Annotated in this window: 18 protein-coding genes and 1 tRNA gene; 2 read left to right on the forward strand and 17 right to left on the reverse strand. The window is 30.8% G+C overall.

The window, feature by feature from the left end; genetic code table 11:
* Positions 1-67: 67 nt before the first annotated feature.
* Positions 68-143 (reverse strand) — tRNA-Pro (locus RSD37_RS00005).
* 339 nt (positions 144-482) lie between these two features.
* Positions 483-1,079 carry an RdgB/HAM1 family non-canonical purine NTP pyrophosphatase gene (gene rdgB / locus RSD37_RS00010; protein WP_346944637.1) on the reverse strand — a complete coding sequence of 199 codons (597 nt, stop codon included), beginning with the start codon at positions 1,077-1,079 and terminating at the stop codon, positions 483-485.
* Positions 1,080-1,465: 386 nt separating this feature from the next.
* Here rdgB and RSD37_RS00015 point away from each other — a divergent pair, with 386 nt between their 5' ends.
* Complete coding sequence (locus RSD37_RS00015; RefSeq protein WP_346944638.1) at positions 1,466-2,869, forward strand: hypothetical protein; 1,404 nt, start codon at positions 1,466-1,468, stop codon at positions 2,867-2,869.
* Between the two features lie 19 nt (positions 2,870-2,888).
* On the opposite strand, the gene RSD37_RS00020 is transcribed toward RSD37_RS00015, so the two are convergent.
* Complete coding sequence (locus tag RSD37_RS00020) at positions 2,889-4,469, reverse strand: ABC transporter substrate-binding protein (protein WP_346944639.1); 1,581 nt, start codon at positions 4,467-4,469, stop codon at positions 2,889-2,891.
* Positions 4,470-4,614: 145 nt separating this feature from the next.
* On the opposite strand from RSD37_RS00020, the gene RSD37_RS00025 reads away from it, so the two are divergent.
* Entirely contained in the window at positions 4,615-4,935 is a 321-nt protein-coding gene (locus tag RSD37_RS00025) for a hypothetical protein (RefSeq protein ID WP_346944640.1), read from the forward strand.
* Between the two features lie 69 nt (positions 4,936-5,004).
* On the opposite strand, the gene ligA is transcribed toward RSD37_RS00025, so the two are convergent.
* The 14 genes from ligA to RSD37_RS00095 all read right to left on the reverse strand — a co-directional run bounded on the left by ligA (position 5,005) and on the right by RSD37_RS00095 (position 23,420).
* The gene (gene ligA / locus RSD37_RS00030) at positions 5,005-7,002 is read right to left on the reverse strand and encodes an NAD-dependent DNA ligase LigA (protein ID WP_346944641.1); all 1,998 of its coding nucleotides are present in this window, start codon (positions 7,000-7,002) and stop codon (positions 5,005-5,007) included.
* A gap of 92 nt (positions 7,003-7,094) precedes the next feature.
* Positions 7,095-9,353 (reverse strand): DNA helicase PcrA, encoded by a 2,259-nt coding sequence (pcrA, locus tag RSD37_RS00035; RefSeq protein ID WP_346944642.1) that lies wholly within the window; start codon positions 9,351-9,353, stop codon positions 7,095-7,097.
* 358 nt (positions 9,354-9,711) lie between these two features.
* A complete protein-coding gene (locus RSD37_RS00040) occupies positions 9,712-10,029 on the reverse strand; it encodes a YerC/YecD family TrpR-related protein (protein ID WP_346944643.1) in 318 nt (105 codons plus the stop codon).
* 161 nt (positions 10,030-10,190) lie between these two features.
* Positions 10,191-10,421, reverse strand: a complete 231-nt coding sequence (gene secG / locus RSD37_RS00045) for a preprotein translocase subunit SecG (protein WP_346944644.1) — start codon at positions 10,419-10,421, stop codon at positions 10,191-10,193.
* 176 nt (positions 10,422-10,597) lie between these two features.
* Positions 10,598-11,893, reverse strand: a complete 1,296-nt coding sequence (gene eno, locus RSD37_RS00050) for a phosphopyruvate hydratase (protein ID WP_346944645.1) — start codon at positions 11,891-11,893, stop codon at positions 10,598-10,600.
* Positions 11,894-12,003: 110 nt separating this feature from the next.
* Complete coding sequence (gene gpmI, locus RSD37_RS00055) at positions 12,004-13,530, reverse strand: 2,3-bisphosphoglycerate-independent phosphoglycerate mutase (protein WP_346944646.1); 1,527 nt, start codon at positions 13,528-13,530, stop codon at positions 12,004-12,006.
* Between the two features lie 27 nt (positions 13,531-13,557).
* The gene (gene tpiA, locus RSD37_RS00060) at positions 13,558-14,304 is read right to left on the reverse strand and encodes a triose-phosphate isomerase (RefSeq protein ID WP_346944647.1); all 747 of its coding nucleotides are present in this window, start codon (positions 14,302-14,304) and stop codon (positions 13,558-13,560) included.
* A gap of 299 nt (positions 14,305-14,603) precedes the next feature.
* Entirely contained in the window at positions 14,604-15,800 is a 1,197-nt protein-coding gene (locus RSD37_RS00065; RefSeq protein WP_346944648.1) for a phosphoglycerate kinase, read from the reverse strand.
* A gap of 113 nt (positions 15,801-15,913) precedes the next feature.
* Positions 15,914-16,921 carry a type I glyceraldehyde-3-phosphate dehydrogenase gene (gap, locus tag RSD37_RS00070; RefSeq protein WP_346944649.1) on the reverse strand — a complete coding sequence of 336 codons (1,008 nt, stop codon included), beginning with the start codon at positions 16,919-16,921 and terminating at the stop codon, positions 15,914-15,916.
* 63 nt (positions 16,922-16,984) lie between these two features.
* Positions 16,985-18,025: a sugar-binding domain-containing protein gene (locus RSD37_RS00075; protein ID WP_346944650.1), complete on the reverse strand. Its 1,041-nt coding sequence runs from the start codon at positions 18,023-18,025 to the stop codon at positions 16,985-16,987.
* A gap of 231 nt (positions 18,026-18,256) precedes the next feature.
* Entirely contained in the window at positions 18,257-19,642 is a 1,386-nt protein-coding gene (gene rpoN, locus RSD37_RS00080) for an RNA polymerase factor sigma-54 (protein ID WP_346944651.1), read from the reverse strand.
* 236 nt (positions 19,643-19,878) lie between these two features.
* A complete protein-coding gene (locus RSD37_RS00085) occupies positions 19,879-20,820 on the reverse strand; it encodes an ABC transporter permease (RefSeq protein ID WP_346944652.1) in 942 nt (313 codons plus the stop codon).
* On the reverse strand, positions 20,813-21,889 hold the full coding sequence (locus tag RSD37_RS00090; RefSeq protein ID WP_346944653.1) for an ABC transporter permease: 1,077 nt from the start codon (positions 21,887-21,889) through the stop codon (positions 20,813-20,815). The genes RSD37_RS00085 and RSD37_RS00090 overlap by 8 nt, the downstream gene beginning before the upstream one ends.
* 1 nt (position 21,890) lies before the next feature.
* Complete coding sequence (locus tag RSD37_RS00095; protein ID WP_346944654.1) at positions 21,891-23,420, reverse strand: ABC transporter ATP-binding protein; 1,530 nt, start codon at positions 23,418-23,420, stop codon at positions 21,891-21,893.
* Between the last annotated feature and the right edge of the window lie 243 nt (positions 23,421-23,663).

Consider the following 23,663-nt stretch of genomic DNA (forward strand, 5'->3'; position numbering starts at 1 on the left):
CCTCATAACTAGCTTGGAAGGCTAGCACTCTACCACTGAGTTATACCCGCATATTTTTTTGTTAAAGTGGTCGGGGTGACAGGGATTGAACCTGCGACCTCATGGTCCCAAACCACGCGCGCTCCCATCTGCGCTACACCCCGTCAAACATAAAACCCGGTGACCTCATCGACCGCCGTTTATTTATTAACCTTAACGACAAAATTTATTATACAGACTTCAAACAAAATAGTCAACACTTTTTTCTAAACTTTTTTCATTTTTATTATTGTTTTTTATTCAACATTCTCTGTAACCCTTGATTTTTCTTGATTTTTCACCTATATTTTCAATAGAAAAATTCCATTTTCCTTCCTTTTTTATGGATAATTTATACCAATTTAAGTTTTAATATGAAAATAGTCTTAAATTTATAAGACTATTTTAAAGCAAGTATGTTTATCATATATTTATTTGTTCTCTATTTTATTATTAACTTAAATTTATAAGCAATTTTTCATTTCCTTTATAAGTTTAGCTAATGCATTTCCTCTATGGCTAATAGAATTTTTAACTTCTGATGGCACATCATTAAATGTTGACTTTAATTCTGGTACGTAAAATAATGGATCATATCCAAATCCTTCACTTACTACATAATCTTCTAATATTAAACCCGATACTTCTCCTTGAACCTTAACTATGTTGTCATTATTAACAATTAAAACCATAGCACAAATAAATTTAGCAGTTCTCTTCTCAAAAGGCACTCCATCTAATTCTTTTATTAACTTCTTATTGTTTTCTACTGAATTACCATGTTCACCACTATATCTCGCTGAATATATACCTGGTTCACCTTTTAATACATCTACAGACAGTCCTGAGTCATCTGATAGAACTAAGTCATTTCCACCCATATCATAAATTGCTCTAGCCTTTATTTCTGCATTTTCCATAAAGGTGGTTCCAGTTTCCTCTACATCTACATTTATGCCAGCTTCTTTTAATGATAAAACCTCTAATTCAAATGTTTTTAAAATTTCCTTAATTTCTAAAATCTTATGAGCATTATTGCTTGCTACTATTAATCTTCTCATGCTTTATTCTCCTTATACGTATAATTTTTAAATCTAACTTACCTTCTGTAACAACACTTATATTATTTACATATTCCTTAGCTTATTTAATCTCTTTATTTTATAATACTTTCTTACATATCTGTTGATAATCATTAACTAATATTGAAATTCCTTTAAATATAAATTTTAAATAACTATTATTGAATATCCTTATTTAGCTTCTTATGTTCTTATTTCATCAATGTAGATACCCTTACCACTTACTGTACAAGCTACTACGGTTTTATTTAAATCCTTTTTTATCTCAATATGTTCTCATATTATAAAAAACTATTGTATTTTTAGCACATTTTCACTTTAACAATCATATTATTAAATATGATTAATATTCTGGTGGTGTTATTTTGAGATATATAGGACCTTTTTTAAGAATTAACATATTAAACAATGACAACATTAAAAGTCAATTGTTTCATTTTTCTAAAGAGTCCCTAAGACATATAGTTCTACACTCTGGATGTGGAATTATATGTAGAAATTCAGACCTAAAAATTAAGCCTTTATCTAATGATGATGATACCACAAATAGTGTTATTTCTCCACTATTATGTGTATATAGAAAAGCAGATGGAAAACTTCTAAGAGAAAAAAATAAACTTCTTTGGAATCATCGCAAATTCAAGAAAGAAATAAACATATGTTCTAACGGTTATATGAGCCTTGGTTTACTATATTTAACTGACCATTATAGAAAGTTTAATGCCATTGATGATGATAAGTACAAATTAAGTAAATATTATTCTGATTTAGCTACTGAACAACTAGAATTCTTTGCTATCTATTGTCGTAATGCTGAAGGGGTTTTTGTAGATAAGTATGATTCTACTGACCCTCTTCAGAAAGAATATTCCCTTACCGACAAAGACATGAAGTTTAAGTTTTCAACTCAAGCTTTACTCATGGCTGCTTACTATAAATGCTTTCTTATTTCTAATAAAAATGGTGAAGATAATGATGACTTTAAATCCTTTGCTCTTGATATCTTAAAATTATTTCAAACCCTCAAAAGTGAAGTCTATAATACATCTCATGATGAGTTAGTTAAAATTTGTCTAGCTTTTAATATTCTTTATGAATGTTCTAAATTGGATGAAGTAAAAGAGCTTCTCATAGATTTTTCTGAGCTTATGATTGAAAATATCAATCATATGCCTCCTTCTGTTATAAGAGATAACTTAGATATTTCTTGTCTATGCTATATTAATTCGATGTTAACTTACAAAAATACTAATCTTATACAATTTAGAGATGCCGCCTTTAAACTTTATGATAATCTTGAAAAACTTTATGATAATGACACGGGCATTTTTATTAAAGATATGTCTGAAAAAGAAAACAAATTTTCTTCCGATGAAATAATCTTATATCTATATGTATTCATGATTCAAGAGTCTTTTCTTAATGATAATGATAAAACTGACCTTGCATCTAAAATTCATAACCTTTATAAGAAGCAAGTTATAAATTCAGGTATCATCCTTAGATGGCCTGAATCTCCAACCTTGGATGATGCAGAAAGGTATAGAAACTTTTCTTGTAAGTCTGAAGATTTACTTGATGATAACTATTTTAAATTCTCGTCTTCTATTAATGGCGAATCAAATGATTTAGCACCTATATTTGTAAAGAATATCTCTCTTAATCGAAAAAAAGAAAGCTATAAACATTACAAACACAGCTTTGATTCCTGTAAAAACATGTTCAACTTTTTTATGATTATCTATTTAAATAATAACCTTGATTTTTAATAAAAGGAGTACCTTTAAGCTAAGGTACTCTTTTCACTTTATCTAGTCGTATATTTCCATCCCTGGTCACATAAATCCCTTTAATATCACTCTTAATACATATTGGATTATTAATATTATACAAAGGTATTGAGTTTAATCCACTAATTAAAATTTCATTACATTTATTATATATTGAATTTCTTTTCTCCTCATTTACTTCATACCTAGCCTCTTGAAGTAAATTTTCATATTCCTCATTGTAATATCCTGTTTTATTAAGATCTGATGATTTTCTAAAGCCTTCATAATACTCTCCAGGATCTCTAAATTCAAAGGTAAACTTTTGTAGCAGAATATCATACTCTTTTTTCTCTATAACATCATCAAGTTCTTCTTTTGTATATCCCTTAGCTACTACATTTACCTTCATATCATTTTTCATATCATAACTCAAATCTTCCACGACACGTTTATTTAAATTAATATTCTCATATATTATTGTTATAATAGAATCTTCTTTTAGTGATGACTCCTTTAAATACCTTAGCGCTAATTCTGTATCTCCATAGGCAGAAAAAACTTTTTGTAAATCTCCAACATTTTGAACGTATGTCGTAGCTGGAGTAAGCAGTTCCTTAGATATTAACTGAGAATAGTACTCCTTAGATAAAACAGAATTAATAGCCTTTCTAAAATTTAAGTCGCTACCTAAAGCGTTATCAGCATTATTAAAATTTAAATAGTACCCCGATGATCCAATAAAACTTTGAACTAATAAATTTTCCGACAGCCTTGATAATTCATTTATAGGAGCATCCATCATTATATCAATATTACCTAGATTTTTTTCATTAAAATTTTCAAAGATGGCTAATGAATTTTCTACACCTTCAACAAAAGTAATTTTTATATTATCTGAAGTTATAGAAGATTTTCCATAGTATTTATCATTTTTTTCTAAATATAACTCCTCCTTAGCAGCTGCTTTTATAGCAAAAGGACCTGTAAATCGAATTGATTTATAAACCTCTTTATAGCTATTCAGTTGATTATAGTCTCTAAGAACATATACTGGATTTGTTAGCATGTTAATAAAATAGGGACACCTATAATTTAGTCTAATTGATAAAACATTATCCTCTGTACCTGATATTGCTACATTTGAAAAGTCTCCATTACCTTCCCTAAAGCTTTTAGCTCCAAATATACAATCTAACTCCTTTGCATATATATTCTCCTTATCACTTATAAAAGCTTTAAAAAACACCTTAAAATCCTCTACAGTTATTTTTTCACCAGTACTATAGCATATACCATCTCTTAACTTAAATGTGTACTCTAATCCGTCATCTGAAACCTTAAATTCCTTAGCAAGCGCTGGTATAATCTCCCCTTGTTCATTTTCCTTTACTAAGCCTTCAAAAAGTGTTACTAGTAGGTCTTTTTCTCTTCTATTATCACTAGAAGTAATCTTTAAGTTATTCGGATTAACATTCATATTATAGGTTATAAAATTTAATGATGATTTATCATTGATAGTATTAACTTTTTCTTTCTCTACAGATATACCTAAAAAAATAATCATTATGCACAGCACTATGAATATGATTTTCTTCATTTGTAACACCTCCTATTTAAAAATTATTTACTAATTCCCATCAAAATAAACAATTATTACTGAATTCATATAAAATTCTTCTTTTACAATCGAAAACATATGATATAATATTTATTATAATGTGGAAATATTTTGGAGGTAAGTTATGATTTATTTAGATATTATATTAAAGGTTTTAGGAATTCTTTCCCTATTAACTTTTATGATAATAATTATTTGGGGATTTGTTGTTTTTAATTCTATATATAGTCAACTAAGATATAGTAACTATATACTTGAAAAAATCTCACATATTCTTAATATTTCATGTATTGATATGCAGGTGAAGAATAAAGAACAATCTAAATGCAATGTAAATATTACTCAAAGTTCAACTTCTGATTCCTCAGATATTAATATAATGGATAACACTAATTTAGACGAAGCTATTGTAGATGAAACTACTACTAAGAATAACATTTCTTAGCAAAATTAAAACCACTTAGCAGTTTTAGTTAACTACTAAGTGGTTTTAATTTTTTTGTGAATTCCATAACTAAATCATACTTTTAAATTCATCCTCTGAAAGTATCTTGATGCCAAGTTCAACTGCTTTATCATGTTTTGATCCAGCATCTTCCCCTACTATTACAAAGTCAGTTTTCTTACTTACAGATCCTGATACTTTCGCTCCAAGGGATTCTAATTTTTCTTTTATTCCACTTCTTGAAAACTCTTTTAAGCTGCCTGTAACTACTACAGTTTTTTCATTAAATGGATTTATACTAACTTCTTGAACCTGAGCTTCCTTTGGATTTATTCCAAGTTCTAAAAGTTCATTTATAGTTTCCTTAGACTTTTCAAGAGAGAAGAAGTCTACTATGCTTTTAGCAACTATATCTCCTATATCCTGAACACTAACTAAATCTTCCAAGGATGCTTCTTCTATTTTTGCTAAGGTTTTAAACTTCTTAGCTAAATCCTTTGCCGTCTTTTTACCAACATTTGTAATACCAAGTCCATAAACAAAAGAGGAAAGCTCACAATCTTTGCTTTTTTCAAGGGCAGCTAAAAGATTTTCGACCTTTTTATCACCGAACTTCTCTAGGTTTAAAAGTTCTTCTTTCTTTATTCTATATAAGTCTGCAATTGACTTTATTCCAAGCTTTTCAAATAATTGTCCAGCAGTTTTCTCACTAAATCCCGATATATTCATTGCTTCTCTACTAGCATAATGAACAATTGTCTTTACCATCTGTGGCTTGCAAGATAAAGTGTTTTCACAGAATAAATGTACTCCATCCCTAAATAGATTAGCTCCACAACTAGGACATACCTTAGGTTCCTCTATAGGCTCTTTTCCTTCTACCGATTGTCCTACTACTCCCATAATTTCTGGTATTACATCATTTGACCTACGAATGAATACAGTGGCTCCAAGCTTTACACCTTTTCTTTGTATATCATCTATATTATTTAAGGTTGCTCTTTTTACTGTTACTCCTGCAAGTTCTACAGGTTTAAGAATTGCTGTAGGTGTAACTCTACCACTTCTGCCTACGTTCCACTCAACTTCTAAAAGCTCTGTAGTAGTTTCTTCTGCTTCAAATTTAAACGCTATAGACCATTTAGGAAACTTAACTGTGTATCCTAAAATTTCTCTAGTCCTTATATCATCAATGGCAATTACTACACCGTCTATATCATAATTTAAGCTACTTCTTATACCATCAATATAGGACACTTCATTTTCTATTTCTTCTATGGTACTACAACTCTTCATATAATCATCTACAGGAAGTCCCATGTCTTTTATAAATTTCATCATATCACTATAGCTTTTAAATTTTTTTCCATCATTATATCCAACATCATAAAAGAATGCAGATAAATTTCTTTTTGCGGTCTCTTTTACATTTAAGTTTCTAAGAGCTCCTGCAGCTCCATTTCTTAAGTTTTTAAGGGGTATATCTGCAGTTTTATTATATTCTTCAAAGGCCTCTTTTGTCATAATAGCTTCGCCATGCATTTCTAGTACATCATGATTATCTATAATAAGTGGAACGGATTTTATCGTTTTTACCTGACTTGTTATATCCTCACCAATTTCCCCAGTACCACGCGATGCAGCTACTGTTAATATCCCCTCTTCATTATATGTTAAATTTATAGAAAGACCGTCAAATTTCTTTGTTACTATATATTTAAGATCTGGCAACTTATCTTCATGAGTACTATTATAATCTTTTACAGCTTTAATATTTCTATTATGCCATTGTGTAACTTCTCCCATAGATTGAGCTTTGTCTAAACTCCAAAGAGGTGCTTTATGTTTATATTTCTTAAACTCATTAAGTACTATATCACCTACTCTTAAAGTTGGAGAATAGGTTAGTATCTCCCCAAGTTCTGCTTCTAAAACTTTAAGTTCATCATATTTTTCATCATATTCTTTATCTGAAATTGTAGAGTTATCTAATGAATAGTATTCATAGGAATATCTATTTAATTCTTTTACTAGCTCTACCATTCTTTTACGCTTATCATGGCCCATAGAAATTTTCCCTCCTAACCAGTTCTCAACCTAAGTATTTCTGACACTGAAAATCAAATACAAAATCAACTTAGATTGCTTGTATATAGATCCTATAAGATTTCCAGACCAGCTTTACTAAACATAAGTTTTTTTATTCCCATGTTGTTAAAAGCTATGGTAACTATAGTTCCTCCATTATCTGTAGAAAGTGATACTACTGTTCCTATTCCAAATTTACCATGTCTAACCTTTCTCCCAATAGTAAGTTCTGCTTTAGTAGCTTCTCTAGATTCTTCTTCATTATCTTCACTAACTTTAACTGGAGATGGCTTAATGCTACTAGTAGTATTATAGAAACTATTTCTAAAAGAATGTGGATTATCATTTGCTCTTTGAGTAGCCGTATTACTCACCCCTGGTTTTGGATGAACCCTTACCACATCATTTAGACTTGTTTTAAGTTCTTTAGGTATTTCACTTAGGAAGTCAGATACCGAATGTCCAACTGTTCTACCAAATACCATTCTCTGCTCTGCTGAAGATATATATAATAATTCCTTAGCTCTTGTTATAGCAACATAACATAATCTTCTAGACTCCTCCATCTCATTGGCATTATTTAATGAAGATTGACCTGGAAATATACCATTTTCCATCCCTACTAAAAATACTACTGGGAACTCAAGTCCTTTTGCACTATGAACTGTCATCATTACTGTTGCATTATTTTCCTCATCAAGATTATCGATATCAGATACTAAAGTTACTTTTTCTAAAAATGCACTTAAAGATTTATCTTCAGAAGAATTTTTAAAATCAACCGCATCAGATACAAGTTCTTTTAAATTTTCTATTCTACTTTCATCCTCCGCACTACTTGAACATTTTAACATCTTCATATATCCACTTCTATCTAAAATCTCTTCAATAAGCTCAGATACACTTGTTTTTTCAGCATCTGTAATAAGGGTATTCATAAGACTTACAAACTTATTTATACAAGTTATTGTTCTTGCAGAAAGGTTTGGTATAAACTCTGCATCTAAAAGCGCATCATACATACAAATATCATTTTCTGATGCAAATTCTTGAACCTTTGCAATAGTTGCATCTCCAATACTTCTCTTAGGTTCATTTATAATTCTCTTTAAACTTATATCGTCAAGGGGATTATTTATAAGCTTTAAATAAGCCATAATATCTTTAATTTCTTTTCTTTCATAGAATCTAAGTCCACCAACTATTTTATATGTGATCTCATTTCTTCTAAAAGCTTCCTCAAAAATACGTGACTGTGAGTTCATTCTATAAAGAATAGCAAAGTCTTTTAAGCTTCTATTCTCCTCTCTCATCATTCTTCTAATCTGAGTTGCAACAAAGTTTCCCTCATCAATATCACTATATGCTCTATATACCTTTAAAGTCTCTCCTGAATCACTTTCAGTTCTTAACACCTTATTTTTTCTTGTAGCATTATTTTTTATTACCGTATTTGCAGCTTCAAGTATATTTGATTTAGATCTGTAGTTTTGTTCAAGTTTAACCACTTTTGTCTTTGGAAAATCCTTCTCAAAGTCCAATATATTATTTATATCTGCGCCTCTCCAAGCGTAAATACACTGGTCATCATCACCTACAACACAAATATTCTCATTTTCATTTACAAGAAGCTTTACAAATTCATACTGACACTTATTAGTATCTTGATACTCATCTACTAATATATACTTAAACTTTCTTCTATAGAATTCTCTTACTTCTTCATTTTCCTTAAATAATTTAACTGTTAAGTAAATTAAATCATCAAAATCTAAGGAGTTACTAGTCTTTAATTTTTTCTCATAGGTTAAATAGACATCTGCAATTTTATTAGTTCTAAAATTACTTTCATTTTCTTTCTTGAATTTCTTAGCAGATATTAATTTATTTTTCGCATCAGAAATCTTTCCAATAATTTCTCCTTCTGTAATATCCTTGTCATTTATGTTAAGTTCCTTCATGCACTGTCTTACCAAAGCTTTAGCATCATAGCTATCATATATTGTAAAGTTTTTATTATATCCTAGTTTTTCAATTTCTCTTCTTAAAATTCTTACACAACTAGAGTGGAAGGTAGAAACCCACATATTATCAACAGCATCTCCAACTAATGACTTAACTCTATCCTTCATTTCTCCAGCTGCCTTATTTGTAAAAGTCAATGCTAAAATTTGAGAAGGGTATATATTTAAATCATTTATCATATGAGCTATTCTATATGTTAAAACCCTTGTTTTTCCTGACCCTGCACCAGCCAAAATTAGTAATGGACCTTCAACAGTTACCGCTGCCTCATATTGTTCCTTATTTAATAGACTTTTTAAATCCATTTAATCACTCCTAAATCTATATTTTCTTACGTATCTATTTTCATCCATCTCATGTTTTAATGGTTACATAATTAATTCTATGAAAGTATTAACACTGCATTTAGTAATACATTTAATACCTCTATGTATTAGAAAATTTTACTCTATCTTTTATTATACCATATAGTTATTATTTATAAACGAAATATGAATTAATTACTATAATGAAACATAAAATTATTTCTTTTTACCTTATAACTATAATTTGAATTTTAAAATCTAAATATAATATTAAAATACTTCACCACCTCATTAAAAATACCTCACTAAAATATTAGTGAGGTATTTACATGGTTATGATAATAATTTTATATGTACACTATTCTTTTTCTTCATAGTCTTTCCAACTTATTCTCTCAAAAACTACATTATACCCATTATTCCCGTAATTCAAGGAACGATTAACTCTACTTATTGTAGCAGTACTAGCACCAGTGCTACTAGCAATATCAAGGTATGTTCTCTTATCCTTTAGCATCCTTGCTACTTGAAGTCTTTGCTCCATTGCCTTCATTTCATTTATTGTGCAAACATCTTCAAGAAATCTATATACTTCCTCTCTTGTTTTAAGAGATCTCATAGCTTCAACCAAATAATCCATTTCTACAGTTTCAAGTTTTGAACTATATACACCCATTTTCTTTCCCCCTATTAAATTAAAAATACGTTTCTAATTAACATTATAGAATTATCGTATTAAAGTGTAAATATATATTGTAATAATAATTTTAATTTTTTATGAATATATATAATTCTGACTTAAATACAAAAAAGCTATCATAATAGATAGCTTTCTTATTATAATAATACGTTTATTAATATAGTAGATGCCACAAAGACAATAGCTGATGTTATTGTAATCTTTGTTAAGAATGAATCCTTAGTCTTTGTTTTATTCTTACTATAAAAAGTTTCTGAAGATCCTGCAACTAAACCACCAAGTCCTGATGATTTACTTTCTTGAAGCGCTATTGATAATATAACTATTAATGCGGAAATAACTAATACAACTTTTAATGCTGTTATCATTATTATACCCCCCCTATTGATTTTATCCTTCATATATGTAATACATTTTATCATAGAGAAAATATTTTTACAATTAAAAAAAGCAATAAATGTAAATAAACCATACTATTTAAAAAATAAAACATCGGACAGATTTTTTACCTGTCCGATACTTCATTCTACAAAAATTGTTATAACTATCTTTTAATATTATAGAAAGATTTTAATCCTCTAAATTCAGCCATATCTCCAAGTTCTTCTTCTATTCTTAATAATCGATTGTACTTAGCAACTCTTTCACTTCTAGCAGGTGCTCCTGTTTTAATTTGTCCTGCATTCATAGCAACTACTAAATCTGCTATTGTAGTATCTTCTGTCTCTCCTGATCTGTGAGAAACTACAGCTGTATAACCAGCTCTTGAAGCCATTTCTATAGCATTTATAGTTTCAGTTAAAGTTCCAATTTGATTTAATTTAATTAGGATTGAGTTTGCAGTTTCACTTTCAATACCTCTTTCAAGTCTTGTAGTGTTAGTTACAAATAAATCGTCCCCTACTAATTGAACTTTTTTACCAATTTTATCAGTTAAGTATTTCCAACCAGCCCAATCTTCTTCAGCCATACCGTCTTCAATTGAGATTATTGGATACTTTTCTGTAAGTTCTACGTAGTAGTCTGCCATTTGTTCTGGAGTTAATATTCTACCTTCTCCAGCTAAGTTATATTTTCCATCTTCAAAGAATTCTGATGAAGCTGGGTCAAGAGCTATGAATATATCTTTTCCTGGTACAAACCCAGCTTTTTCTATAGCTTCAATAATAACTTTTATTGCATCTTCGTTTGAAGCTAAGTCAGGAGCAAATCCACCTTCATCACCAACACCAGTGCTAAGTCCTTTAGCCTTTAATATTGATTTTAAAGCATGATAAACTTCTGAACCCATTCTTAAAGCTTCACTAAAAGACTCCGCTCCAGCAGGCATAACCATGAACTCTTGTAAATCTACGTTGTTATCAGCGTGAGATCCACCATTTAAGATGTTCATCATTGGTACAGGTAAAACTTTAGCATTAACTCCACCAATATATTGATATAATCCAAGTCCTAAGTATTCAGAGGCAGCTTTTGCACAAGCAAGAGAAACTCCTAAAATAGCATTAGCACCTAATTTTTCTTTATTATGAGTTCCATCAAGTTCTATCATAATTTTATCAATAGCCACTTGATCGAAGATATTCATTCCTACTAATTCTTCTGCTATTATATTATTTACATTGTCAACAGCTTTTAAAACACCTTTTCCACCATATAGGTCCTTATCTCCATCTCTTAACTCTACAGCCTCAAATTGTCCTGTAGATGCTCCAGATGGCACTGCCGCTATTCCTACTGTACCATCTTCTAATACAACCTCAACCTCCACAGTTGGGAATGCTCTTGAATCTAGTATTTGTCTTGCATAAACATCGATAATTTCAACATATTGTTTCATTTTTGTTCCTCCTCTATATTGTGTTTATAATAAATTTAGCATGCTAAATATATTTCTTTTATAGGATTATAACATAAATTATGTAACTTGTAATTTATTGTTGCTATTTCCTAAATTAAAGATTTACCATCCATTTCATTTGGTACTTCAAGTCCCATTTTTGTTAAGATTGTTGGTGATATATCGGCTAAAATCCCACCTTCTCTTAATTTATTAGTTTCCTTAGATACATATACAAATGGAACTAAGTTCGTAGTGTGTGCTGTCATTGCCTTTCCTGTTGAATAGTCAATCATACATTCAGCATTTCCGTGATCTGCTGTAATAAATACAGTTCCCTCATGCTCTAACATTTTATTTACAACTTTACCTAGACATTCATCAACAACTTCAATAGCTTTAACAGCTGCTTCTACAACACCAGTATGTCCAACCATATCTGGATTTGCAAAGTTTAATATTATTAAATCATATTTATCGTTTTCTAATTGCTTCACTACTGAATCAGTAACTTCGTAAGCACTCATTTCAGGCTTCAAATCATAAGTAGCAACCTTTGGAGATGGAATTAATATTCTATCTTCTCCCTTGTTTTCTTCCTCAACTCCACCATTAAAGAAGAAAGTTACATGAGCATATTTTTCTGTTTCAGCAATTCTAAGTTGATTCAATCCTTTACTACTTATAAACTCTCCTAGGGTATTTGTATAACTCTGTGGAGTGTATGCCACCTTTACATTTTCAATAGTTTTATCATATTGTGTCATGCAAATATAAGTAATATCCAGGCTTTCTCTTTTAAATCCTGAGAATTCCTTATCATTTAAAGCTCTAGTTATTTCTCTAGCTCTATCTGGTCTAAAATTAAAGAATATTACTGAATCTTTATTCTTTATTGTACCTACTGGTTTTCCATCTTTAACAATAACAGTTGGTATTACAAATTCGTCAGTTTTATTATCATGATAAGCATCATCAATAACCGCTAGTGGTGAAGTATTAGTATTTCCTTCTCCTTTAGCTATAGCATTATATGCAAGTTCTACTCTTTCCCATCTATTGTCTCTATCCATGGCATAGTACCTACCAGAAACAGTTGCAATAGCTCCTACTCCTTCACTATCCATATGCTCTTGTAACTCTTTGATATATAACTTAGCAGAACTTGGTGATACATCTCTTCCATCTAAAAAGCAATGAACAAATACATTTTTTACTCCTCTTCTCTTACAAAGAGTTATAAGTGCTTTTAAGTGAGAAATATGAGAATGTACTCCACCATCAGATAGAAGTCCCATTAAGTGAACACCCGATTTATTTTCTAGGGCTTTATCAATAGCAAAATTGAAAGCTTTATTTTTAAAAAATTTCTCTTCTCTTACTTCTTTAGATATTCTAGTCAGTTCTTGATATATTATTCTTCCTGCTCCTATATTTAAATGACCCACCTCAGAATTTCCCATTTGACCTTCTGGTAGTCCTACATCTAGTCCGCAAGCCGATAGTGTTGTATGAGGGTACTTAGCTTTTAATGCATCATAATTAGGCTTTTTAGCTTCCCTTACTGCATTTCCTTCTACATTATCACTAATACCAAAACCATCTAATATCATAAGCATTACTGGTTTCTTATTCATATATATAACTCCACCCTTTTTTATCTTCTAGTAGTTCACAATAGCTGCAAAATCTGAAGCCTTAAGACTTGCTCCACCTATTAATCCACCATCAATATGTTCTTTTGCCATTTGCTCTTTTATGCTTGATGGTTTAACAGATCCGCCATATTGTATTCTTACCTTATCTGCAACTTCATATCCATATAATTTTTCTACAACACCTCTGATAAATCCTATAGTATCATTAGCATCTTCAGCAGTTGCAGTTTTTCCAGTTCCTATAGCCCATATTGGCTCATAAGCTATAACTATCTCTTCCACATTCTCCTTAGAAATTCCTGTTAAATCTTGTTTTACTTGTGAAGCAAGAACTTCTTCAGTTATTCCAAGTTCTCTTTCTTCTAGACTTTCACCTACACATAGTATTGGTGTAATTCCATGAGCAAACGCAGCCTTCACCTTTTTGTTTACTGTTTCATCAGTTTCATTAAAATACTGTCTTCTTTCACTATGTCCAATTACAACAAATTTTACTCCTAACTCCTTAAGCATCACTGGAGAAACTTCCCCAGTAAAAGCACCTGATTCTTCAAAGTGCATGTTTTGGGCTCCTACCATTAAGTTAGTTCCCCTACATTCTTCAACTACTGCTGGTAAGCTTAATAATGTTGGGCAAACTACTACATCACATGTAGCCCCCTTAACCATTGGTTTTAATTCTTTAACTAAATTTAATGCTTCTTCTATAGTATTATTCATTTTCCAGTTTCCTGCGATTATTGCTTTTCTCATGATTCCCCTCCTAGTTTTTCTTTTTTAAAATACTTTATTTATATATATTATCTTTATTTTAAAATAATTTTTAAACTTTTATTTATACTGATAGATTTGAAATCTATTGATTAATGATAATTTCTAAATATTATTTGGTAAAATAAAATATAGTAATCAAAGTTAATAACCTTACTTGTATCTTTACCTTGATTATTTTATGTTAATTTACCAGTGTTGGGTTGTTAAAATCAAACTCCTACTCATACACATTAATAGTCCTAATCTTCATTAATCAAATATTAAATTGATAATATCCCTTATCTATTTTTCAGTGCAACAATTCCTGGAAGCGGTGTTCCCTCTAAAAATTCTAATGACGCTCCTCCACCTGTAGATATATGAGTCATTTTATCTCCAAGCCCAAATATGTTAACTGCAGCAGCACTATCTCCACCGCCAATTATTGTTATTCCTTCACAGCTTGCCATAGCTTCCCCAACAGCTATTGTACCTTTACTGAAGTTTTCAAATTCGAAAACACCCATTGGTCCATTCCATATAACTGTTTTAGAGTTACTTATAACCTTTCCATATATCTCACTAGTTTTAGGACCTATATCTAAAGCCATATATCCAGCTTCAATGTTTTCATTGTCAGTTACTATAGGAGTTGCAGTTTTAGAGAACTCACTAGCAACTACGTGGTCTACTGGAAGATAAAGCTTAACATTCTTTTCTTTCGCTTTATTCATCATCTCTATTGCATAATCTATCTTATCTTCTTCCACTCTAGATATTCCGATTTCATATCCTTGTGCTTTAAGGAAAGTGTAAGCCATAGCTCCACCTATTACTAAATTATCTACCTTTTCAAGAAGACTGTTTATAACATTAATCTTATCTGAAACCTTTGATCCTCCAAGAATTGCAGTAAATGGTTTCTGTGCATTATCTATAGCTTCTCCTAAGAACTTAAGCTCTTTTTGTATTAAATATCCACAAACAGCTTCATCTACAAACTCTGTCACACCTACAGTTGAGCAGTGTGCTCTATGTGCTGTACCAAAAGCATCATTTACGAACAAATCACAAAGTGACGCTAACTCTTTAGAGTAATTTTCCTCATTTTTTGTTTCTTCTTTTCTAAATCTTGTATTTTGAAGTAGAACTATATCTCCATCCTTCATTAAATCAATTGAATTCTTCGCTTTTTCTCCAACTACATTATCGTCATTAGCGAAAATTATTTCTTGGTTTAAAAGTTCACTTAATCTTACTGCCACAGGCTTCAGTGAAAGTTCTGGCTTAGGTTCTCCTTTTGGTTTTCCTAAGTGTGAGCATAATATAACCTTTGCTCCATTGCTTACTAAGTATTGAATAGTAGGCATTGCACCTTTCAATCTATTCTCATCTGTGATTACACCTTCTACTATTGGCACGTTAAAATCACATCTTACTAATACTTTTTTACCTCTTACGTCAATATCCTCTACTGACTTCTTGTTAAATGACATACAAAATCTCCTCCATATTACACTACTTTTATCAAAAAAAATCTAGTTCTTAGATTGCTCTGCTGAACTAGATTTTTTATTACATTTCTTACTTTAACAATAAATTTTAAAGATTACAATCTTTCAGCAACATATTTTGTTAAATCTGCTAATCTATTTGAATATCCCCACTCATTATCATACCAAGAAACCACTTTAACTAGGTTGTCACCCATCACCATAGTTGATAATCCATCAACTATTGAAGATCTGTCATCACCTTTATAATCCATAGATACTAATGGTTCATCTGAGAATCCAAGGATACCTTTAAGACTACCTTCTGAAGCTTCTTTAAAGGCTGCATTAACTTCCTCAGCTGTTACTGATTTCCCAAGTTCACATACTAAATCAGTCATTGAAACTGTTGGAGTTGGAACTCTTACTGCCATTCCATTTAATCTACCTTTAAGTTGTGGTAAAACTAATGCTACTGCTGCTGCTGCTCCTGTAGTTGTTGGAATCATTGCTTCTGCTGCTGCTCTAGCTCTTCTTAAATCGCCATGTGGTGCATCTAATATTTTTTGGTCATTTGTATAAGAGTGAATTGTTGTCATAAGACCTTTTACAATTCCGAATTTTTCATCAAGAACTTTAGCAAATGGCGCTAAACAATTTGTAGTACATGATGCATTTGAAATGATGTTATGATTTTTAGCATTATACTTTTCCTCATTCACTCCAAGTACTATTGTAATATCTTCATTTTTAGCTGGTGCAGATATTAATACTTTTTTAGCTCCCGCTTCTATATGAGCTTTCGCTTTATTTGCATCAGTGAACAACCCTGTAGACTCTATTACTATATCTGCTCCTTGAAGTCCCCAAGGTATGTTTTTAGGATCTCTCTCAGCAAAAATTCTAATTTCTTTTCCATTAACTATAATTGAATTTTCAGTAGCTTCAACTGTCCCATTGAACTTTCCATAAAGTGTATCATACTTTAAAAGGTGAGCTAATGTTTTAGGGCTTGTTAAGTCATTTATTCCCACAACCTCAAGCTCATTGCCGTATCTTTCAATTATACCTTTAAATACATTTCTTCCAATTCTTCCAAAACCATTAATTCCAACTTTAACCATTATAAAATACCTCCCAAAATTTAATTATACTAATATATATTTTAAGCTTAATGGGTAAACCTACTAAGCATTTATAAACTTTGACAACATTTTTAAAATTTCTTTTCCAGTAGCCTCATCAGTAATTAATGTAGAATTAATTCTATTTTTCTCTATTGCTATAATAGCTTCTGCCTTATCTACCCCAGCTGCCACAGCAATTATACTAGGAATATTCTCAATATCATTTTTATGTATTCCTATTGAGGGCATAGAGTACACTATATCTCCACTACTATTAAAGTAATGTCCATAAGCTTCTCCAATTGCACCACATCCCATTATTTCATGCTTCATTTCCTCAGTTAAGCTCCGCTTATCACACATATCCTTAGCTAATCCAATTCCATGAAGTAATATATCAGACCTTTCAATTTGCTTATAAACCTCTTTAATTTCTACTTCTTCTAAAAGAGCACTAAAGGAATTATTACTAAGATTGTCTGGAATATGAAGCAATTCATAGGTTGCGTCTAATTTATTTGCAATAATTTCTACTAAGGTATTTGACTGAATCTCAGTTTCTTTCCCCATGCCACCCCTACCTGGCAAAACTTTCAAATTCTTAAACTTTGTATTTGTAGGGAAATTATATACAACTTCCTTTACAGTACGACCTCCTGTAAGAGATATTATATTATCATCCTTAATAACTTGCTTAAGATAATTAGCTGCAGCTTTACCTAGTTCAGTATATAAGGTACTATCTTCATCTATATTCCCATTAATTATAATTACATCTCGTACTCTAAGAAGCTTTTTAATTTCTTCTTCTATAAAATTTAACCCGTTTATTTCTCTCATCATAACCTTTAGACCTCTAAAAACCGTTTCTCCCTCTTCAGTTATACACATACCTGAAGAACTTATATGGATTAATCCTCGGTCCTTCAAAAAATTTGTTTCACTTCTAACAACTCTCTCGCTCAAATTTACTATGGAAGATAGTAATCGTCTACCGATAGGCTCTCTGTATTTTATATTTCTTAAAAGAGTATATCTTACATCTAAAATCTCTAATAAATCCGGTACTATTTGTTGCTGTAATTTTAATAAATGGTCCATTTTACACCTCTGTTGACAATTAATGTCCCTATGGACAATTAATGTCCCTGTGGTAATTTTTATCCTCATGTAAATTGTACGACAATTATTAACATTTGTGAAGTATTTTTTTTGCATTTTGTTAAAACTTCTTATTTTCTCCAAAAATATTTATAGCATCAGCATGTTTAAATAGGTTACTTAACAAAATTGATTTCCCTGCATACTACCTTGCAATACAATAATATACACTTAAATCAATCTTTTCCTCTGAGATGATGACTTAATACCCATTTCTTCTCTATATTTAGCAACGGTACGCCTTGATATATCTATGCCCTTCTCATTTAGCATATTGCATATTATTGAATCTGATAATGGTTTAGTTTTCTTCTCTTCATTTACTATATTCTTTATCATATCCTTTACATTTACAGAAGATAAATCCTCATTAGAATTATTTACATAGGTAGTAAATAAGCCTTTTATTCGTTTAATTTCTCCATTACTTAATGCAATGTATTTATCCCTAATAGCTCTACTTACTGTAGATTCATGCATATCGAGATTATATGCTATAGACTTTATAGTCATCGGTTTTATAAACTTATCTCCATAATCAAGATATTCCTTTTGAATCTTTACTATTTCCTCTACAACTCGGCACAAAGTATTTTTTCTACTTTGTATACTTTTAATAAGAAACATAGCACTACCTATCTTATCCTTTACATATTCAATTGCATCTTTATCTTTACTATTATTAATTACATCTTTATATGTATTATTTATTATAAGCTTAGGTAATATACTATCATTCATAATAGTTATATAATTATCATCTAATTTTTTAATATAAACATCAGGAACTACATAACCAATCTCTTCACCTGTAAAAAAACCTCTAGTAGGCTTAGGTTCCAATTCTTTTATTATATCCTCATATTCCTGTACAGACTTCGCTGTAATTCCAACAGCTTTACCTATTAGTTGATACTTTCCCTTTGATAATTCATTTAGATACTTATTTATTATTTCCTCTAAAACATTATTTATTATATTTTTTTTATGTAACTGAATTATTAAGCATTCACTAAGAGATCTAGCACCAATTCCTATTGGTTCAAGATTCTGAATAATCCCCAAACAATAATTTGCCTTCTCCTCATTAATGTTTAATTCCATCATCAACTCTTCTATAATAGTTAAATCTAAATATCCTTTATGATCTATATTATCAACTATATATATACATATACTTTCATCGTTCTTGTCTAATCCACTATACATAAGTTGATCCTTCAAATAATCCTTTAATGTAGGTTTATCACTTATAAAATTGAAGGGTGATATATTTTCATTTTCATCATCTTGAGAATATACTCTGCTATTGTAATTATCAAACTCTAAGTATTTTATAACTTCTCTATATTCCTTTAGCTCATTGTCAACTGAATACTCTTTAGAATCCGCTATAGCATTTTCAGCCTCTAGAACTACATTTTCTTGTAACTCTTTATCGATATGCTGCAAAAGTTCATAAGATGACATTTGTAAAAGTTTTATAGATTGCTGCATTTCCATTGTCATTACCAATTTTTGTTCTTGTGATAGCTTTAAGTCAAAACCTAAATTCATGAATTTCCCCCCTCATTTATTCTTTTCTAATCATATCACAAAATTTTATTTTTTTCTATTTAACAACTACTGATAATTTATTTCCCTGAAAATATTTCTACAAAGAAAAGAGGGTTAGTTTATATCTAACCCCCTTTTAATTCAATACTATTCTTTAATATATAACACTTTAATAAAACTTTGCATTATATAATTTTAGTATTTTTCAAATTATTTATTAATAATTAAATACTTTGCTATCTACCATTTTTTTCATAGGCTTCGCCAGATGCCGCTGGTGCACTTGTCTTTCCTACAAAACCTGCAAGAGCAAGCATAGTTAGTAGATACGGAATAACAGTAAATACTTCCGATGGTAATGACCACCCAAGTCCTCTTGCAAATATTTGGAACGACTCTCCTAATGCAAATAATAAACATGCTCCAAGAGAACCAATCGGTGTCCAGTTACCAAATATCATAGCTGCAAGAGCTATAAATCCACGTCCCGCTATCATTCCTTCTCTATAAACTGGTGTTATACCAATTGATAGTGCAGCTCCACCAAGGCCTGCAAGCACTCCTGATATTATAACACATGAATATCTAACTAAGTAAACGTTGATACCTAATGTATCTGCAGCCTTTGGATGTTCCCCAACTGCTCTTATTCTAAGACCAATTGAAGTTTTATATAACACATAGTGACATACAAATACAAGTATTATAGCTATAATAACAAACCAGTTTAATCCAGATAATATATCTCCAATAATCGGAATATTCTTTATAAATTCTGGAAGGTTGTAAGGAAGTGTAGTTACAATATCTGTCTGACCACCTTTTCCTTCAAATAGTATAAAGATTAGAAAACTAGCTAAAGCTGTTGCAAATAGATTTATAGCTGTACCAGAAATAACTTGATCTGATTTTAAACTAATAGATAGGAATGCATGAACTAACGCAAGAACTCCACCTGCTATCATAGCAAAAACCATTCCCAAAGCTGGACTTTTAGTTATATAAGTTCCCCATACTGCGAAGAAGGCACCTATAGTCATCATACCTTCAAGTCCTATATTTACTACACCTGAACGTTCTGAAAATACTCCTCCAAGTGCTGTGAAGATAAGCGGTGTAGCTATTCTGAGTGTAGCTGTTATTAAGGAAATTATACTAACAAGAATTATGCTATCCATTCATTATCTCCCCTTTCTTTTTCTTATTTTCAAAGTAAGTTATAATATAATCTGTAGCTACGAATATGATAATTACTGATTGAATTAAAAATACTATTTCCTTTGGTATTCCACTTATTTGAAGTGCTCTTGAACTACTGTTTAACGCTCCAAACAGCACTGCGGATCCAATACATGCTATTGGATTTTTCTTCGCTAGAAGGGCAACAGCTATACCATCAAAGCCATAGGTTGGCACTACCATAAAGTCTTGTATTAAATGCTTTACACCCGCTACGTGAGTAGCTCCACCAAGTCCTGCAATAGCTCCTGATAAAACCATAGCAAGAACTGCTCTTTGGGCTACATTTACTCCACCATACTCTGCTCCATGAGGGTTTATTCCAACGGCTCTTATCTCATAACCAACAGTAGTTTTCCATAATATAAATGCCATAAGTATAGCAGCTATAATTCCAATAAATAGACTTGTATTAGCGGAACTGCCCTCAACAAATCTTGTAAGCATAGCGCTTTCTTGTATTATTGGAGTTGCAGCTTTTCCTGGAACTCCAAAGGCAGTTCTAAGTATAATATAATTTGCAAATGCAATAGAAATATAGTTCATCATTATTGTGTTTATAACTTCACTAGTTCCAAATTTAGCCTTAAGGAATCCAGGTATTCCACCCCAAATACCTCCTGCAACTATACCACTTATCATTATCAATGGTATATGTACAATTGGGCTAAGTCCAGGAATAGTACCTACCAATGCTGCCGCAACCATACCAAGAACGAACTGACCAGCTACACCAATGTTAAATAACCCACATCTAAATGCTATAGCATTAGCAACACCTGTAAATATTAGTGGTGTTACTTCGGCTAATGTAGCCATTGTATTTCGCTGATTTCCAAAGCTACCAGTCCATATTGTTGAAACTAAATCTTTTAGAGCTGTAAAATATTGAGTAATTGAGTAACCCTTTGCCCACATAACAAAAAATACTGATATAAATAACGAAAGTACAACTGCTACAATAGGAAAGAGGATAACTTTTGCCATATCCTTCATTTTACTTTTCATATTACTTTTCTTCCCCTTTCTTAGCCAAGTTTCCACCTGCCATTAAAATACCAAGCTTTTGCTCATTTGCATCTTTTCTATCTAAAATATCTACAATTTTACCGTCATACATTACAGCAATTCTATCTGAAAGTGCTAGTACTTCATCAAGCTCAAGAGATACCAGAAGAACTGCTTTCCCCTTATCTCTTTCTTGTACAAGTCTTCCATGAATGTACTCAATGGCTCCAACATCTATTCCTCTTGTAGGCTGAGCTGCAATAAGTAGGGTTGGATCTTTAGAAATTTCTCTCGCCGCAATAAGCTTTTGTTGGTTACCACCTGATAAAGCAGACGCATGAACTTCACTATTAGGTGTTCTTACATCAAATTCTTCAATAAGCTTATCACAATGCTTTTTAATTTCTTTGTAGTTCATAACAAACTTATTAGTAAAAGGTTTATTTTTATGAATTCCAAGGATTGAATTTTCAAATAATGAATATTTTAATATAAGTCCTCTTTTATGCCTATCTTCAGGAATATGTCCAACTCCTGAATCTATTATTTCTCTAGGTGATTTACCATATAAATCTTTACCACTAAGAGTTATTTTCCCATTATGACCTTTTCTAAGACCAGTAAGTACTTCCAAAAGTTCTGTTTGACCATTTCCATCTACTCCAGCTATACCAAATATTTCTCCACCATTTACTGTAAAAGAAACATCTTGTACTGCAAGGATACCTCTTTGATCATTTGCTGAAAGATTTTCTACTTTAAGTACTTCACCAGTTAATTTAGCTTGATTTTTATCTACTACTAAATTTACCTTTCTACCAACCATAAGCTCTGCCAACTCATCTATGTTAGTTTCAGAAGTATTAACTATACCAGTAACTTTTCCTCTTCTAATAATAGTAACTCTATCACTCATACTCATAACTTCTTTTAATTTATGAGTTATTAGTATAACCGATTTACCTTCTTTTTTAAGGTTATCTAGTATTTTCCGCAACTCTTCTATCTCTTGTGGAGTTAAAACCGCTGTAGGTTCATCAAGAATTAAAATCTTCGCACCTCTATGAAGAGCTTTAAGAATTTCTACTTTTTGTTGCTGCCCAACTGATATATCCTCTATAACAGCATTTGGGTCTATAGAAAAACCATATTTGTCAGAAATTTTCTTAACATCTTCATATGCCTTTTTCCTGTCCATACTTAAACCTTTACTTGGTTCACATCCGAGCACAATATTTTCAGCTACTGTAAAGTTATTTACAAGCATAAAATGTTGGTGTACCATTCCTATTCCAAGTTTTATTGCCTCATTAGGGTTTGTAATTTTAGCTAAGCTTCCATTAACATATATATCGCCCTTTTCTTGCTGATAAAGACCATAAAGTATATTCATTAAGGTAGTTTTCCCGGCTCCATTTTCACCTAATAATACGTGAGTTTCACCTTGTAAAAGATCAAAATCTACATTATCATTTGCAATAGTACCAGGGAAAACTTTGGTTATACCTTTCATCTCAATTACTTTGTTCATTTCCCTTCCTCCTTATAATATTACCTACGTTTACATTAACATTAAACCTTTTTAAAATACTTTAATATTTATTAAACCAATACTGCATTTTGTACGTTATACATAATATATTATATCACAACTCAATTCCATTCAATATTTTTTTTATTTTTCTTACAACTTTAATCTACTACTATAAAAAAAGGCTAGATGAAACATCTAGCCATTCTTTATAACTATTTAAATTTAAGTAAATTTAAGGAA

Source organism: Clostridium sp., assembly GCF_036646415.1.
In the GTDB taxonomy this organism is placed as follows: Bacteria; Bacillota; Clostridia; order Clostridiales; family Clostridiaceae; genus Clostridium_J.